The 17010-nt window shown below is 47.5% G+C and carries 10 protein-coding genes; 3 read left to right on the top strand and 7 right to left on the bottom strand.

Annotated features, from left to right (window positions below):
* Positions 1-163: 163 nt before the first annotated feature.
* From ACU37H_RS00370 to ACU37H_RS00350, 5 genes are all read right to left on the bottom strand, one after another.
* Entirely contained in the window at positions 164-4207 is a 4044-nt protein-coding gene (locus ACU37H_RS00370) for an FtsW/RodA/SpoVE family cell cycle protein (protein WP_472706507.1), read from the bottom strand.
* A 5-nt stretch (positions 4208-4212) separates the two neighbouring features.
* Positions 4213-5307, bottom strand: a complete 1095-nt coding sequence (locus ACU37H_RS00365; RefSeq protein WP_472706505.1) for a PP2C family protein-serine/threonine phosphatase — start codon at positions 5305-5307, stop codon at positions 4213-4215.
* A 108-nt stretch (positions 5308-5415) separates the two neighbouring features.
* Positions 5416-5781: a four helix bundle protein gene (locus tag ACU37H_RS00360; protein WP_472706503.1), complete on the bottom strand. Its 366-nt coding sequence runs from the start codon at positions 5779-5781 to the stop codon at positions 5416-5418.
* A 73-nt stretch (positions 5782-5854) separates the two neighbouring features.
* Positions 5855-6793 (bottom strand): hypothetical protein, encoded by a 939-nt coding sequence (locus tag ACU37H_RS00355; protein ID WP_472706501.1) that lies wholly within the window; start codon positions 6791-6793, stop codon positions 5855-5857.
* A 71-nt stretch (positions 6794-6864) separates the two neighbouring features.
* Positions 6865-8415, bottom strand: coding sequence for a serine/threonine-protein kinase (locus ACU37H_RS00350; RefSeq protein ID WP_472706500.1), 1551 nt, complete (start codon positions 8413-8415; stop codon positions 6865-6867).
* Between the two features lie 306 nt (positions 8416-8721).
* Here ACU37H_RS00350 and ACU37H_RS00345 point away from each other — a divergent pair, with 306 nt between their 5' ends.
* Together ACU37H_RS00345 and ACU37H_RS00340 are read left to right on the top strand one after the other, a co-directional pair.
* The gene (locus ACU37H_RS00345) at positions 8722-9570 is read left to right on the top strand and encodes a fructosamine kinase family protein (protein WP_472706498.1); all 849 of its coding nucleotides are present in this window, start codon (positions 8722-8724) and stop codon (positions 9568-9570) included.
* 28 nt (positions 9571-9598) lie between these two features.
* Positions 9599-10009 (top strand): PH domain-containing protein, encoded by a 411-nt coding sequence (locus ACU37H_RS00340; protein WP_472706496.1) that lies wholly within the window; start codon positions 9599-9601, stop codon positions 10007-10009.
* A gap of 4 nt (positions 10010-10013) precedes the next feature.
* Here the strand turns inward: ACU37H_RS00340 and ACU37H_RS00335 are convergent, their stop codons facing one another.
* The gene (locus ACU37H_RS00335) at positions 10014-11897 is read right to left on the bottom strand and encodes a tetratricopeptide repeat-containing sensor histidine kinase (protein ID WP_472706494.1); all 1884 of its coding nucleotides are present in this window, start codon (positions 11895-11897) and stop codon (positions 10014-10016) included.
* A gap of 133 nt (positions 11898-12030) precedes the next feature.
* On the bottom strand, positions 12031-13221 hold the full coding sequence (locus tag ACU37H_RS00330) for a pyridoxal phosphate-dependent aminotransferase (protein WP_472706492.1): 1191 nt from the start codon (positions 13219-13221) through the stop codon (positions 12031-12033).
* 398 nt (positions 13222-13619) lie between these two features.
* Between ACU37H_RS00330 and secDF the strand changes: the two genes are divergently transcribed.
* The gene (gene secDF, locus ACU37H_RS00325; RefSeq protein ID WP_472706490.1) at positions 13620-16754 is read left to right on the top strand and encodes a protein translocase subunit SecDF; all 3135 of its coding nucleotides are present in this window, start codon (positions 13620-13622) and stop codon (positions 16752-16754) included.
* Positions 16755-17010 lie beyond the last annotated feature (256 nt).

Below are 17010 nucleotides of genomic sequence, written 5' to 3'. Positions count from 1 at the left end.
GCCTCATTTAAAATTGTTACAATCGGATTTAAGTTGAACGGTTGTTGAACGTAGTTGAGTATAGTTTAATAAACATTCACATTCAACCACATTAAACCATCATTAAACAATATTCAACCATTTATTAAACAACCTTAAACCACTATCACACAACTTCAGCTCTTTAAAAATATCCCGCCGCTTTTAACTGCTTCAGCATGGTGATCGCCAGCTGCTTGGCGTGTTCCGAGTTGCCGATCTCCTCAATCCGTATCGCGAAAGCCACCGGCGCGCCGAGCTTAGGCGACGGCACATAAAACGTATACCACGCGTCAGTTACGCGCTTGCGCACGGTCTTTCCTTTTTCACGAATCAGCTTATCCCGTTCGGGACTGCCGGTCTTGCCATGCACTTCCAGGCCACTGGCTGCCGCTACACCCGCGGACTGCTCTTTCAGATAACCCGACATGAGCTGCGAAGCACCGGCATGGCTGGTAATAGCAATAGCCGCTTCCTTCTGCGCCGGCTGGTTCCACGTCTTGTATAAAAAACGGGAAGGCTGCAAAGAATCTTTATTAGCGATCGCTGCGCTCATTTTTGCGAGGTGCAGCGGTGTCGCCATTAGTTCTCCCTGTCCCCAGGCCAGGTTGGAATAATTGGTTTGGAATCTCCTCCGGGTATTAACAAGTCGCTTATTTTTTGTGTAATACAGGTTGCGGCGAATATCCGCAAAGGCATCCCATTCCTTGAAATATTTTTCGCTATTATAGTCCTCAGGTCTTTTGAAATTGAAACCACCGCGATTAATGATATTCATACCCAACAGGTCATACATCCGGAACAGCGGGGATTGCAGCTTCTTCTCATTCACCAGCTTGATAAAGTACACGTTGCTGGAGCGAACAATGGCCTTGCGCATATCTACATTTTCATTGGAAGGTTCATCGGCGCGGATCGCTTCGGCCGGATATACAAAGAAACTGAAGTTAGCAGCTCCCAACCCGTATTGATTAAAGGCCGCGTAGGCATCAATGATCTTTACCGTGGAGCCGGGACGGGAGGTGTACGTAATGCCCAGGTCCTGCGGCACCACGGTCCGGTCCTGGAAGATCTGCCGGTAAATGTTCCGGTAGTCATCGCCATCTATATTACTGATCAGCTTCTGGTCTTTATAAGAGGGCGACGGATTGGACGCTGATGCCAGCACATCTCCTGTTTTCGAATTGACGGCCACTACTGAAGTCCGAAAGTTCTTATAAGGCGCTTGTGATTGGACGATGGCATTGATCTTTTCATTCATCAACACATCGAGCGACAACCAGATGTCTTTTTGTTTTTTATTCTGTTGCTCGATCAGTTCGCTGTCTTTACCGGCTTTGATAAAGGGAGCCAGCGCGCTGTAATCATAGCGTGTCAATTCATTCTCCGTGGTAATTTCGGGAAGAAACTTTTGCTCTCTGTAGCGGTCCGTCGTGCGTTCCGTAGTAGTGTAGGTCACGTTGAAACCGCGCAAGGTGGTGAAATGGCGAAACTCAGCGGCGTAGCCGGCGCTCTCGGCTCTGGCGATTTCTTTGTTATAATCACCCAGCCAGAACAACAGGTCGGAGCCAAAAGGGTAATACCGGTCCTGCCCGCGGGACAATTGCTCTTTATACAACGATGCATTGGCGCCCAGGTTGATCAGCTTCGCCCGGTTCTTTTCAAATGTGGATTTTTGAGAAGTAGCCAGCAGAACGCCATTCTTGTCATAGATGTTCCCGGCTTTTATCTCGCGGAGCAGGATGCCGATCCTGGGATTATAGCTGTATTGCCACGCACCCTGCCGGTTCAGCACCAGCGATGGTTTTACAATGTATTCATTGGATTTCACCTGGTACCAGACCAGGCTTCCTGTAAAGATCAGGACAGCGAGGAAAAACGTAAGGATGGCGTAGGTGTTGACATTATCAAAATGTTTTTTTACATATTCCATCTCTATTGCCTCACCCCTTTCATTGGACATGACCAGCACCATCAGGAAGGCGATCATCGTCACAATGATTCCGGCATTCCCTTTACTAAGAAAAGGCACTGATATTCCTGTCAGGGGCAATAGTCCCAACGTCCCGGCCGCGATCAGCACCAACTGCAGCATCGTGGCAATGGCAACACCGGCCATGAGGTAGAACATGAAAGGCTTGCCGGTTCTCCGCGCAGCAAGAATACAACGGTATACCAGCAATCCGAAAGCAAAGAACAAACAAACCAGGGTTAACAGGCCCAGCTCTTCGCCAATGCTCTGAAGGATCATGTCAGTATGGTGCGCAGGCATAACATCTGACATACCTCGCCCCAGCCCCTGCCCCATGATACCACCGGTATTTAGTGACCATACGCCTTGCGCTACCTGGTCACCACCCACCAACTTATTTTCCCACATGTTGGCAAACATGCCATTCCTGTCGGCCAGTCGCTGTGTGAATTGAAAAGGCAATGCTGCCAGCAGTATAAAGGATGAAATAACGAGCACTACAAAGAATACGGACTCATAACGCTTCTTAAAAAACGCGTAAGCAAAGGTCGATATACAAGCTATGAGCGCTAACCAGGGAAGGTAATTATGCTCGGGGCTGTTTATAAATTTCCCGGTCACTAACAGCAACACGCCAAAAATAAGCGCTGCCAGGATCATCTGCAGAAACTCTTCTTTCGCGAAGGCATAGAAGAACAAAAAGGTAAGACAAAGCACTACGGCCGGCCCAAGATCCCCCAACATGGCATAGATCGCCAGTAGAAAAAGAAAGAGGGCAAACATCATCAGGTTGTTCTTCGTGAGCCATCGGTTATCAGGTATATTCCGGAAATAGCCGGCATTTACAGTAAAATAAGTGGCAAAGAATACGACCATCAGGTATTTGGACAGCTCGCTGACCTGCAGGCCAAACAAATTGACCTTCACGCCGCTTCCCTCGGGGCCTGTCCCGAACACGGCTAATAATAGCATCAGGCCAATAGATGCCAGCAACCAGGTATAGCCCCTGGGCGCTTTCAGCTTGTTGGTGAAAGGAAGCCATCGATAAACGGGATCAAACCAGCCCGAATGATAAAACCTGTTGACGGGATTGGATTTGAAAACAAACACCAATACGGAGAACACCAGTAATACGGCTGCAATATAGCGCGCCATGCCCGAGCCATAAACCTCGTCACGCAGCGGATCCTGCACACTGTATAAAACCATCGTACCGATGCCGGTGATGAACATGATCAATGGAAGTATGAATTGATCGCTGCGATAATTTTTCAGGTAAAGCGCCACGTGCAATAACCAGAAACCTAATACAAACAGCACCATGCAGACCAGAAATTCCTTTTGAAAAGCTTCGGGTGTTCTTACTGTCAGTATCTTATCATTCTTGATCTGCCTGTATTCAACAGCGTCCAGGATCCGCAGCTGGTGCGGCTTCCCGAGAAAGTTAAACGTCCGGCTGCCTCCAATACGGGCACTTCCTTTAGCAGGTCCAAAATTAAAGCCGGGCCTGATGGCGCGAACGCTATAGTTGCCTTGGGGATCGAGCTCCGAAAATTCATAGGACCCGTCCTCATCGGTTCTTGCGTAAAACTCAGTAGCTATAGAGGATTTATCAGCCGGCAGCGTATCAAAATAAGCATCCGGGAAGAGGCGCGTCAACCTGATCAATACACCGTCCTTCTTTCCTTCATCGTCCTTATAGCTGATATTTCCTTCGATGCTGATGCCGTCTGCTACCAGGCCGGTTTCTACTTCGGAAGGATAATCTACCGGCGCTGATTGCTCTTGCGCATACAGCGCTGAATCCATGCCCAGGTGGGCCAGCGAGTTGATAAACCGCAGCTTGCCGGACTCACTGCCTGTTTTCAAAAAAGCAGTGGCCTCCAAAAGCATCGGCTCTTTATTCAGCGCGCCCAGGTTGGGCAACGTTCCTTCCTCATCCACTTGCGCTTTCAGGCTGCCTGTAATGAAACGGATATAGTTGGCATCGGTGAAATAACCACCCTTTTCTAACAATTTCCGTAAGGATTCGGAAGACACGGGCGCAGACAAATTAAGGATGCTGCCTTTTGCATAGCCTTCTTCAGTCTCCCGAAGGTCAGCCTTGATATTAGTATAATACATCAAGGCCATCACGGCAACCAGTACGGTTGTGCATAACAATAATAACCGCTCTGCATTGCGGGAGTATAGCTCTATTTTCTTTTTCTTCTGCATAGTTGTTAATAACCGGTATTACTTCGGTTGCGGGCGCTGTCATTAAAGATCGTATCGGTGGCCTGTATCAGCGAATCGGTATTGTACAAGCTGTCATAATATGGCAGGGTATCCCTGATATAAACGGTATCAATCTGGTTTTCTTTTGGTCCGAGTACGAGGCTTCGGGTTCCCCCCCAATTTACGAGGAACCCCACCAGGAACGCTACCGGGACGAACCACAACCACTGTTTTTTTTTACGCGCGGGCTTTTTATCCATAATTGTTAACAGTTCTTCTTCTTCATTGATGGGGACTTCGATTGTGTTTTTGTAGCTTTTCTTTTTAGCGCCACGCTTAGCCGTGTATCCTGCGAGCGCTACGGTGATATTATCCTTTCCGCCGAGCTCATTCGCTGCGTTGATCAGCAGGGCAGCCTTTTCTTTGATGGCTATATCCTGCGACAAGATAGCGGTCATCTGCTGCCTGGTCACGAGGTCTGTAAGTCCGTCACTGCAAAAAAGCACCAGGTCGCCCGGCAAAAAGCTATGTTCAAAAAAATCGAAGTATCCTTCACTATCATTGGCATCAATGGCATACTCCCCCAGCATTTTGCTGATTTCGTTGCGGTTAGGATGATGCATGGCTTCCGCTTCCGTCAGGTAGCCGCTATCTTCTTTAAATCCCACCGTAGAGTGATCTTTCGTAATCTTGATCAGCTCACCGTTCCGGAACACATAGCCACGACTGTCACCCACATGGGCCACATACATCAACTCCTTTTCTGCATCCAACACGGCCATGGAAGCAACACAGCTCATGCGCTGCAGGTTGGTAGACGCACGCCGCTCATGGATGGCATTGTTCGCGTTGATGAATGCTTCTTTTAGAAGCTGTAGCGGTGCGCCGAAACTGAAGTTTTGCAAATAGCTCTCAATCGTTGTCTTAGCCAATGCCGACGCTTCCTCCCCACCCTCGTAGCCACCTACGCCGTCAATAGCGCCGATCAACGCCATGTGAGGCCTGGTCCACAAGTTCAGTAGCCATACGAAATTATCTTCGTTATTATCGCGCCTGCGGCCAATATCCGTTTGCACGTGCGAAATAATAGTGCTGCTCATTTCTTTGTTTTTGTTTGCAGAAAGAAAACCAATACGATGAATAGGATGAAGAGTGTCTGGAGCATATTAAGAATTGACAGATGAGTGATGACAGATGACAGATTCTTCCTATTTCAAGTTTGATTTTTCATAATAAGAAATTAGTCCGTTTAAAATTTTCAAACACTCATCAACCATAGGCACAAAAAACTCAAAAGCCGTTTCAGAAATTACCTCAACCATTAACGCAATAGTCAAAAGCGTTTCAAGTTCATAGATCGAGCCTCTTGAGATGTGTAAAAACTGTATAATATCCTTTTTATAATTTCTTCCTATTCCTTCTGCGATGTTAGCGGGTATAGATATTGCTGCACGTTTTGTTTGACTCGTTAAAGCATACGCTTCCTCCTTCGGGTATTTTTTTGTCAGAAGGTATATTTCTTTAACCAACGCCATGGTTTTCTTCCATGCTTCAAGGTTTTTATAATTAGTCATAGTCTCAATTATTAGCAATATTTTAAATACCTCCCACTCCCATCCGTCCTCTGTCATCCGTCAACTGTCAACTTCACTCCGCTTTAAAATCCAACTGAAAAATACCGCATACAATGGTCGAATCATTTTTCAACGGGTGCCACACAGGCGCTTCGCCGATCCGGCTCAGCTCCAGCTTTTGCTCATTGACAAAGGCATCAGCAAACAGCGCCACATAAAATAAACGGGCTGCCTCTTCATATTTGATCATCACATGCTCTTTCTGAAGACTGCCGCTGGGCTCGTTGATACACAGCAATGTTGCCGTGCTGGTGAGCCCTTCCACCGCCTTCGTGATCTTTAATTGCTTTTCCCGCATAGGGAAGCTATACCGCTGCTTGTTGATCACAAACTGAATGGTCGCCAGCTTATCTTTCTTTGCACCGGCTGAACTGCCGGAAGCCGCTGCGGGCGTGGGCTCTGGTGCAAAAAGCTCCTTATTGAACTTCACCCTGAAATGGCCTTTGGATAAAATATCGATGTTGGCAAAGGTATTCGGGTTCAGATCGTACTTGGAATATTTGGAGTGTTTGCTGCTGACCGACACTTTAATCTGCTCACTGGACAATTCCATCCACGACTTTTCTGAAGTGGGCGCACTGACCACCTGCACCGATCCCGGTTCAATCTCGCTATTATCAACACCTTTTTCGGCCGGGCAATACTGGAAGTCCCAGAAACTGCCGATCGGATCATAGCGCGGGTATTGACTTTTCTTTTCGTTGATATACTCGTAGAATTCATCCAGTATTCCTTCTGTAATGCCCGCCAGGCGCAACTCCGCGTGATGATAGTCTTCGGGGCGCATCAGGATCAGGTAGCTGCAATCATACATCATGCGCTTATTGAAAGACTCCCTTTCAATCGTTTCTTTAAACGATTCTACTACCTGGTTCACCAGCGTCTGGTTGGTCAACCGGCGTTCCTCTTCTTCCTCGTCGGGTAAAAGCCATTTTTTAATCTTGTTTAACATCGTCGCAAATTTCTGATTTGATATTGATGATTTTTTGTTTGACGTTGATTCCCATTCAACACATTTAACTGTTATAGTTTTTCGATCCGGCGCTCAACGATTCGTTCGATCTTATTATTTTCATCGATGATCATTGATACATCGATATTATAAGGGATCCAGTCGTCTGCTTCATGCTGTTTGATCTTGTACAACATGGAGAAATCGACATAGGTTTTCCCATTCTGGTTGTGGGTAAACACGTACGAGTCGTTATTGATATCGGCCTCGGTGTATCTCCACTTACCATGATAAGATTCGCATTCCTTCTGAATATTACTCAGCGGCACATTAGACTTGTTATAATACTGGCGAACCACATCACCAAAGAAGGAAGATAATTTAGCACACTCATTCCGGTCCCGGTAATAGTTGTTGATGAAGCGTTTCGTGTCCTCTTCCTTTTGCTTAATATCCACACTAACGACCACCTGGTCCATGCTGCCGTTTTCGCCTTCGCTGTTGATGGTGTCGGCGGCGGCCAACACCGGCGTGTCCTCTGCTTTTTCTACTGTTGTGCGATCCGGCTCCGGCCTCTTCCTGGTTGTTTTTTGAACCGGCGCCTGTGTGGCTGGTTCATTGGTGTAGCGCTTGATATAGCGGCCAATCCGGTCTTTGTTGAGTGCCACCGCGATCAGGCCGAGAATAACCGCAATCGGGAACAGGAAGTAAAAAGCGCTCCGTCGCTGCCGCCGCGGCGGCTGTTGCGGCATCACAGGTACTGACTTTTGTCGCTCAATAACCGGACTTTTAGCAGGATCTTCCGGGGTGATATATAAGGTATCGCCTACCGTATCTGGCTGACGGTCTCCGATCTTATGCAATTCGCTCCGCTGATCGGCGTTTTTGTTAAAATAGGCTGGCAGCAGGTCACGCCAGGGAAGCGTCAGGGCGGAGACATCAACAGATTTTCTCACGATGCTTTCCTGGATCTCAAAGTCTGAGATCTTCGAGCTGTCATAAGGCGGCTTACCTGTGACCAGATGATAAAAAGTGACAGCCAGAGAATACGCATCTGTCTTGCTCGTCAGGTTTTTCACATCATACACCTGTTCGGGACTCATGTACATAAGCGTTCCCATCCGGGAGCCGGTTTGGGTAACGGTTATATTATCCTTTAGTTTCGCCACACCAAAATCGAGCAGTTTGATCTTTCCCGTTTCGGTGACGAATAAATTGGCAGGCTTAATGTCGCGGTGAATGATCCCTTTGCGGTGCGTATACTGCAGTGCATCCACCAGATCGTTCCACCAGGTCATTAATTGTTCATTCTGGAAGGTTTCGCCATTCTTCATTCTCTTGGCAAGATCTCCGCCTTCCAGGTATTCCATGATCATGCAGGGGCGGCCCTCCAGGACGCCATAATCCTGGATATTGCGGATCGCATAATGATTGAGCTGAACCATCAGCTTCGCCTCGTTTCTGAAACGCGAAACGATCTCTTCGTCCTCGCAAAATTTCTTCAGCAACACCTTGATCGCCGCCGGTTTTTGAAGAGAGTTTTCTGCATACCAGACCTCTGCCATGCCTCCATCGCCCAACTTGTACTTTAACACGTATCCGTTTATGCTTGTATTATCCATTCCATCAACCTTATAGGATCATAAATATATTATCAATTTCGCGTTTGATGCGCTATTTTTAATACACATGTGTGGGTAGGGTGACCCGGCATGCGGAACAATCCGGCAGACCCATTGTTACGAACGTCCTGTTTTCAGATCTTTATCCATGTTTGTTTTGTGGTCCTGCCCCACATTCCTGGTTCCTCGCAGGCCCGATCAGGCAAATGTACCCGCGTTAAAACTAAAAGAACCCACGACATATTTCCTTAAAAAAATATAAAAACCGGTAAACTGACAAGAACATCCGGTAAAACAACACCAGTCATGAAGATAAACCATCTTTTCAAACAACTAGGCTACGATATAAAACATGTGGAGCGTGTGTCCGGCGGCGATATCAATGAAGGCTATTACGTGGAAACGCAGCAGCGACGGTTATTTGTAAAGGTCAATTCGGACGAGGATTTTCCGGGCATGTTTGCGCGCGAGGCGAACGGCCTGCATGCCTTACGCGCTCATACCACCGCGCTGATACCAGAAGTGGTGACACTGGGCGTGTCGGAAGGATGGCAATACCTAGTCCTGGAATGGATCGACCGGGGCAGGCCTGCACCGGAGGCACAACGCCGGCTTGGGGCCGCTGTTGCGCAGCTCCACCGGTCATCGCAGGAGCTGTTTGGGTTTGAAGAAGACAACTATATCGGAAGCCTGCCCCAAAAGAATACGCCCGACGCTACCTGGGCGGGGTTTTACACCGAATGCCGGATCCTGCCTCTGGTACAGATGCTGGTCGATCGAAAGATCTTTTCACCTGATGACCTGAAACAAGCCGGACAATTTTGCCAGTTTGCGGGCGAGCAATTCCCTTTGGAACCGCCTGCCTTGTTGCACGGCGACTTGTGGAGCGGGAATTACCTGGTGGCGCAGAACGGACATGCAGCGCTGATCGATCCGGCCGTGTATTATGGTCATCGGGAAATGGATATCGGGATGACCCGCCTGTTCGGCGGATTTTCTGAAGCATTTTATGCCGGTTACGAAGAAGTATACCCACTGGAAAAAGACTGGCAAAAACGTTTAACCTATACGCAGTTGTATCCCCTGCTCGTACATGCCATCCTGTTTGGAGGACATTATATCCGGGAGGTAAAAGGAATTATAACCCGATTTTGATGTAACTTAGGTTTATATTGTGCCCCCTATGATGATAGTTTATAAAACAAAGGCGAGTCTGCTGATTAAACTATTATTCCTGATCGTATTAATGACTGTCGGGGTGATTGCTCTTGTCGAAAGAAGCCTGGCCCTGTTCCTGATAGCGGTGGTGTTCTCCGCTGTGGTGCTGTATATTTTTTACACAACACATTATGTCGTTTACGAGGGGCGCCTTACGATTAAAAGCGGCTTCCTGTTTAAAGCTTCGCTGGACATTGAATCTATCCGAAAAATCACGAGAAAGAGAATGCACCTGTTGAGCGGTCCGGGATTCTCGATCGACCGCCTGGTGATTGAATACAACGAGCATGATTGCATTGTGATCTCGCCACGCCCCCAGCAAACTTTTATTGAACATTTGAAAAGGATCAACCCGGATATCCTCATATCTGCCTGAATGGTTACACGGCGCGTAACACCGCCAGTTCTTTTGCGTGTACCTTCAGGGTGATCTCGCTGCCGCGTCCCGGCGCTGAATCAATCTGGATATCGGCGTGGATCTGAGCGGCCCTTGCCTTTAAATTTTTAATGCCGCTGCGATTGGTGGTACGTGAGGGATCGAACCCTTTCCCGTTGTCCTTTACAACAAAACAAAGATCGGTTCCATCGTATTTGGCTTTGATAGAAGCTTCGGTACATTCTGAATACTTCACCAGGTTATTGACGGATTCTTTAATGATCAGGAAAATATTTCTGCGCGTCTCCATCGGAAGTGGCGCTTCTGCAATGGCATCCGGAAAATCAATATCAAAACGGATATTTTTAGACTCGAACAACGGCACTGAAAATTCACTGATGTGCATACCGAGATTGCTGAACTTATCATTGCTGGGTTTGACCAGCCAGATAATATCATCCAGTGCGTCCAGTGTATCTTTTGCATTGGCTTCGATCTTGGACAAAAGGTCGTGGGAATCAGTGCCGTTTTTTCGGAGCAGTTCACTGAAGATATGAATGCTGCTTAAGGAAGAACCCATGTCGTCATGCAGATCTGACGCGATCTGGGACCGGATCTCCAGCTCGCGCTGAAGGGAGCGGTTTCTTTCCAGCAGCCTGTTGCGCAGGTAATATAAAATCCCGGATATTAATAATAAACAAAACAGGATAAGACTTCCCACCATGATGATCGTTTTGTTGGCATCGTTCTTCTCGAGCAGGGCGATCTTTTCCTGGTGATAGGCCACTTCCTTGCCGCGCAATGACTGGGCATTCTTGGTGTTGATCATACTGTCGGAAAGCGATTTGAACAGGTTGCCAAACTTGTAGGCCTGTTGATAGTCGCTGCGCGCTGCGGCTGTCCGCATCAGCCCTTCATAAGCGTTTTTAGACTCCGCTACCGACCCGATCGCGGCAGCAAGCTGCAAGCTGCTGTCGTACATCATTTGCGCCATGGGATAATTGCGGTTTTGCAGATACGCTCCCGCAATATTGTTGTAACTATTGGCGATATAGATCTTATCACCGAGCTTAATATTGATCGGTAATGCCCGCGCATATAGCGCCAGGGCTTCATCCGGCTTCCCGCTCTTTTGTAGCAGGTTGCCGAGGCTGTTGTAGCAGATGGCAATGCCTTTATGGTCACTTCGCTTTTTATTATATAGCAACGCCTTGTTATAATAACTCCTGGCCGAATCTTCCACGCCCAGCCGATCATAGCATTCGCCCATGTTCTGGAGATTGATCGCAATGCCGCGTTCGTTCTTTGCTTTGATGGCGATCGGCATACATTGCCGGAAATAATCGATGGCCGCGCGATAGTTCCCTTGTGCCAGGTGGATATTGCCAATACTGTTAAGCGCTATGGTGATGTTATAATCGTCCCCGATCTGCTCAGACAATTTCAGGCTGTTCATTAAATGATCCAGCGCCGTGTTGTAAGCATCCATCCGCCTGTAAGCCACGCCCAGGTTGTTATACGCTTTTATTTCTTCATGAACATTGTCCTGCTTTTTCGCCAGTTCCAGTGCCTTCAGGTGCAGGCCGATCGATTCGTTATATTCAGAACGTTCCCGCTTGAAAAACCCGTAAGAGTTGTAAAGCAATGGCGCAGCTTCTTTGTATTTTAAAAGATCTACCAATCTGAAGGCCTCTTCATACAAGGCGCCCCGCGTCACATCCCTCGCATTCTTTTCTACATAACTTAAAATGGAATCTACTTTGGCCTTGCCGTCAGGCATCAGCAGTATGGCATCTTTTGTTTGAGCACGAACGGTAAGACAGATGGCACAGCTGAACACGCATAACAAAGCCCGTGACAGCTTATGTTTTTTGAAGAGGAGGCTCATGATATAGTTTTAAGTTTGGAAGTGGGCCACAAGCCAGCGGTGAAGTACACTAACAAATTTATCTGATATATTGCATGAAAGCAAAAAAAAGACTCCCGGGCGGGAGTCTTTTTTATTAAGTATATATAAGATCTTATTTTAATTTGGCCAGAGAATCTTTAATCCTCGCCCATCCTTTCTCAATGTTGGGCAGGCTGTTGGCAAAAGAAAACCGTACGCAGTTGGGCTCTCCAAACGCTGCACCCATTACAGATGAAACGTGTGCTGTATTTAAAATATACATGCAAAGGTCTGCGGAATCTTTGATGAAGGTTTCCCCATCCGATTTGCCGTAATAAGAACTCATGTCAGGGAAAATGTAGAAGGCACCGTCGGGCTCGGAACATTTGACGCCTGGAATTTCATTAACCAGCTCAAGCACGCGTTTTTTTCTGCGCGTGAACTCTTCGGCCATTTCCTGCGTCGGTTTCAGGTCGGTGGTCAGCGCTGCCACGCCCGCTTTCTGGGCGATGGAGCAGGTACCGCTCGTGAATTGTCCCTGCAGCTTTTCCATTCCTTTGGCAATAGTAGTTGTAGAAGCGGTGTAGCCGATACGCCAGCCGGTCATGGCAAAACCTTTACTCAACCCGTTCACAATCACCACGCGGTCTTTGATCTCTTCGAATTGTGCAATGCTTTCATGCTCACCCACATAATTGATATATTCATAGATCTCATCAGAGATGATCGTCACCTGGGGGTGTTTTTTAAACACTTCTACCAGGGCCGCTAATTCTTCTTTATTATATACCGCTCCGGAAGGATTACAAGGAGAAGAGAACAAAAAGGCCTTGGTTTGCGGGGTGATAGCCGCTTCTACTTCTTCGGCTGTTGCTTTGAACCCTTTGTCAACGCTGGTCCTGATCTCTATCACTTTGCCGCGTGCGATCTTTACTAATTCGGAATAGGTTACCCAGTACGGTGTAGGGATCACCACTTCGTCTCCTTCATCTACCAGCGCCAGCAACACATTGGCCAGGCTTTGCTTAGCTCCGGTGGAAACCACGATCTGTTCGGGGCTGTAATCCAGGTTATTGTCTCTCTTCAACTTGGTGCAAACCGCCTCGCGGAGGTCGAGGAAACCAGGTACGGGTGTGTAGTGGCTCCAGTTATCATTAATTGCCTTTATGGCCGCCTGCTTGATGTGTTCGGGAGTGTCAAAATCGGGTTCGCCCAGGCTAAGGTCAATCACATCAACACCTTTCGCCCTTAATTCGCGCCCCAGCTTCGCCATTTTCAGCGTTTCCGGCTCTGTAAAGCGCTCTAAAAGAGATGATAATTGCATGTTAAGAGTTATTTTTTTGATTACGTTAAAAAAATCACGCAAAGGTAATGGTTGAGGGGCTTAAATGCCGGATTGTTGCCAATGATTTTTAAGGACGTCTGAAGTCAGAGGTTGGAGGTCAGAAGTCGGAGGTCGGAAGTGGATAGTCCGCGGATGAGGCTCGGAGATGGAAGGTTTGTTTCGTTATTCTCCGAACCTGAATCTCGCAACCTATGACCGGCGCTCTGAATTTTTATGAATTTTCGCGGATAATTGCACCAAATGATCAACTTATCTACTTTAAATCAGGCGAACCCTTATCTTTGCAGCCTTTAAAAAAAACCGGATAAGGTTTTTTGGCGATTTAGTATGCCAAATGACTTTTACCAAACTAAGTGAAATATAAATTTTAAACTCGTATGCAACTCAAAGGCCTGGTTCGTTTTTTTACGATTTTGCTGATCATTTATTCGCTGTATCAATTATCGTTTACCTGGTTTGTTCGTAATCACGAAAAAAAGCTTGAAAAGCAAGCGCGCAGCTATGTAGCGACGAATTACCCCAGCGCTACAGCGAAGTTTCCTGCCAACAAAGACTCTCAGCAGATCTACCAGGAATGGTTGGACGAAGCTTATGAGGCAAGGCTGGCCCGCCTGAAAGATAGCACGAAGGATGAGACGGTGACTTACGGGTTTACCGGCGCCATCAGCTATCAAAAAGCAAAGGCAGAAGAGCTCAACCTGGGCCTGGATCTTCAGGGAGGTATGAACGTGACCATGGAAGTGGAAATGAGCGGCGTACTGAAAACATTAGCAAACAACTCGAAAGATCCCAATTTCGTGAAAGCGCTGGCTAATGCTGAGCAGGCAAAAGGAAACAGCGACGCAAATTTTATCAGCCTTTTTGTTCAGGAGTATAAAAAACTGGTACCAAACGGCAGGCTCGCTCCGCTGTTTGCGAATGCCAATAATAGTGAGATCAAGGTAACGGACAATGATAACAAGGTGATCAGCTTCCTGAACGAGCAGGCGAAATCGGCGTTTGATAACACCGCGCGATTGATCACTACCCGTATTGATAAGTTTGGTGTAGCCCAGCCCAGCATCAACCCCGATCCTGAAAAACAAATTATTTCTGTAGAACTTCCCGGTGTGCAGGACAAAGAGCGTGTAAGGAAAAACTTACAGGCCAGCGCCAACTTGCAGTTTTGGGAAGTGTATAATATCAGCGAGATCTGGCCTAATATCCAAAAAGCTGACGAGCTGTATTTTTCTCAAAACGGTGGAAAGACTGCTGCTGACTCAACAAAACCGGCCACAGACACAACAGCCACTGCTGCTGCTGCTGATACCAGTAAAACAGCGGGCACTGCTAAAATAGATACCGGCAACCTGCAGAATCAGTTGAAACAACTGGCCACCAAAGATGCGCCTAAGGCTAATACCGCAGTCAACAACCAGGAAGCTGAAGCTAAAAAGCATCTATACGGATGGATCGGCTTTTCCGTAGACCAGCAACAAGGACGACTGATCGACAATGGTATGATTGGACAGGTGCTGATCAAAGACACAGCAAGTGTTCGTGAGATCCTGGAATCTCCCGCCGTGAAGGCACAGCTTCCCGCTGACCTTGTGTGGATGTTTGGCATTCCTGAGAAAAAGTCTCCTGCGGTCGGCTTATTCGCGATTAAAACCAACGGACGCGAGACGGCCAAATTAGGCGGCGAAATGGTGATCAACGCTGGTTACGACTTCGATCAAACCGGCAAAACCAATGTAAGTCTTGAAATGAGCCCTGTGGGCGCTAAAATATGGGCAGACCTTACCCGTGCTAACGTAGGTCGCGCGATCGCGATCGTAGTAGACGGTACCGTATATTCTGCCCCTAATGTGAACGAAGCCATTGAAGGTGGCCGTTCCAGCATCTCCGGAAGCTTCTCGCAGGAAGAGGCCAGCGACCTTGCCAATATCCTGAAGATCGGAAAGTTACCGGCTCCTGCAAAAATCGTTTCTGATACGACTGTCGGCCCAACTTTAGGTGCTGCTGCACTGGAAGGCGGTATGTGGTCGTTCGCGATATCTTTCTTAGTCATCTTTACCCTGATGATCATCTATTACAACACCAGTGGTTGGGTAGCGAATATCGCCCTGATCCTGAACCTGTTGTTTACAGTAGGTGTGCTGGCTGGCCTGGGTGCTACCCTGACCGCTCCCGGTATCGCGGGTTTGGTACTGACGATCGGCATGGCCGTAGATACGAACGTGATCATTTATGAAAGGATCAAAGAAGAATTGAGAAAAGGCAAAGGATACCTTCCGGCGATCAACGACGGTTACAGCCGCTCGCTGGCACCCGTTCTGGATGGTCACGTGACCACTTTGCTGACCGCTTGCATCCTGTACTATTTCGGTCTCGGTCCTGTAAAAGGATTCGCTACCACACAGATCCTGGGTCTGTTGCTGTCTCTTTTCTGCGGTATCCTGGTGAGCCGCTGGGTAACTGACTGGTTCACGAACAAGAAGAAGCACCTGAACTATTTCAGCAAGATCAGCAACACGATCGAAAGAAAATCTAATTTCAAATTCATCGAGTTCAGAAAAACAGCTTATATCATTTCCGCCGTGATCGTGATACTGGGTATCTCTACGATATTCAACGGATTTGATTATGGGGTGGAGTTCGACGGTGGACGCAGCTATAAAGTAGAGTTTGGCAAAAAAGTGGATGTTGAAGCGGTGCGTGCCGACCTGAAAACGGCGTTTGACGATGAGAATCCGATCATCAAGACGGTGGGCGATGAAAGCAGGCTGGATATCACGACGTCTTACCTGATCCGCGATCCGAAAACACAGGTCGCTGATTCCATCGTGGAGCATAAGTTATACGAAGGATTGAAAAAATACCTGCCGGCTAACACAACGTTCCAGCAGTTTGACGCGGTACATAAAAGAGAGTCTAAAAAGGTATTACCTACCATTTCGGATGACCTGAAGAAAGGGGCTCTGAAAGCTACGCTATTCGCTATGGTAGCGATCTTCCTGTACATCTTCCTTCGCTTCCGCGACTGGAGGTTCTCACTGGGTACGATCTTCGCCCTGATCCACGATACGTTGGTGACCCTGATCGTCTTCTCGTTTGCAAGAAACTGGGTACCGTTCCCGCTTGAAATTGACCAGCACTTCATCGCGGCAATACTGACAGTGATCGGTTTCTCCATGAACGATACCGTGGTAATCTTTGACCGGATCCGTGAAGACATGAAGCTTCATCCGAACCTGGATCAGAAAACCCTGGTGAACAAAGCGATCAACGAGACCTTAAGCCGTACGATCATGACTACGCTTACAGTATTCCTGACGATTCTCATCCTGTTCATCTTCGGTGGAGAAGTTACACAAGGCTTTGCCTTTGCGATGCTGATTGGTGTGATCACAGGTATTTACTCTACTGTGTTTGTGGCAGCGCCGGTACTGGTGGATCTGAGAGGTGGTATCCGCAAATCCAAAGAAAAAACGGATCTGCACGCTCCGAAAGCGGATACGGATAAAAAGTAATTGAACACTTTTCTATAGAAACCGGGTTTTAATAAACCCGGTTTTTTTTATGTCTATGATGCACTAATGAAGATGTGATAGACGTTAATCTGATCAGACAATTAAATAAATCATTCGTGTGTCTGTGGCTATCAACGCGTCAGACCGGGACGGTCAGACGCGCCGAAATTTGTTTGACCACGATGTCAGAAGTGTTAATCAGATCAAACAATTAAATCTGTTATTCGTGGATTCGTGGCGTCATATGTCTGCCTCA

The organism is Niabella sp. ZPM-14 (assembly GCF_055693045.2).
This window is presented reverse-complemented; position numbering and strand designations above follow the sequence as displayed.